Source organism: Haemophilus sp. SZY H53 (genome assembly GCF_054332375.1).
The window spans coordinates 1-1,025 of the sequence record NZ_JBTGNV010000030.1; the positions used below are offsets into that span (position 1 = coordinate 1).

Consider the following 1,025-nt stretch of genomic DNA (forward strand, 5'->3'; position numbering starts at 1 on the left):
GCCCTCGACATGGCGTCAATCTCACTAGATTTGAGCTTACTAAAGAGCTCGTCGCAAGTGAGGGTCTCATAGTTAGACGATTCGATGATCGCCTGGACCTTTGAGTCCCACACCGACCGATCGAGAGTATGCAAAAGCTTCAAAGCCCTCTCATGATCGTCGAAAGGCAACAGCTCCTTGTTAGCCCTCATCCTGTTGACAATCACCTGAAAGCGAGCGAATAAACTTTCTATGCTCTCGCCAGGCATATGTCGAAAGTTCTCATACTCTCGCTTGTGCGACTCGTAGAGACGGGATTTGACTTGAGTGGTTCCCTCATGGAAGCGCATGAGGGTCGCCCAAATCTCACGAGCCGTGGGGAGGTGAGAAACGCGATCAAACTCAGACATGCTCAAACAGGAGAAAAGAGCATTACGGGCTCGGCTATTGGCATCGTGCTCATCGATCTGAAGCTGAGTGACACGAGCAGCCAAGACCACGTAATCAGCAGAGTTGCAAATATCCCAGATGGAAGCACCAAACTCTGCAGATAGGCCGACATGCGTATCTTCCAATACGCATAGTTCGTCCCATCAAAGAACGGCGGTTTGCCCACGCCGCGATCCATGTCGCCTTCTGTGGATCTGGAACCGGCTAAGGTGGAAGATCCTTAACCCGCTCCGATACCAATTGAAGGACCGAGAAGCTACCCGAAAGCGACCAGAGGGGGGGTGAATGGGAGCTTCAAAATTTCCTTTCGGAAACTAGTTGCCACTGTCCCGAGAATCACCCCAAAAGACAAACCCTAGAGCTTGCAAATGTCCACGACCCTAGATGTAGGGTGGATGCTTCCAAGAAGCACAGCGGGACACTACACAACTCTAGAAAGCCAACGCAAAAGACGGAAATCAATTCCGACAACGAACGAGCGAACCGCAGACAAAACCGTGTGAAAACCGTAGCATCGGATGCTGCCTGCGTCCGATGCCAGACCACCGGACGCGTCCGATGCGAAAACTGCCTCTCGGAAACCTTACTGTTCCACC

Annotated in this window: 1 protein-coding gene; it reads right to left on the minus strand. The window is 51.9% G+C overall.

All coding sequences use genetic code 11. The annotated features are described in order from the left end of the window. Positions 1–554 (minus strand): hypothetical protein (locus ACXVWB_RS11220; protein WP_458485392.1); only part of this gene is annotated, 554 nt, incomplete at its 3' end. Between the last annotated feature and the right edge of the window lie 471 nt (positions 555–1,025).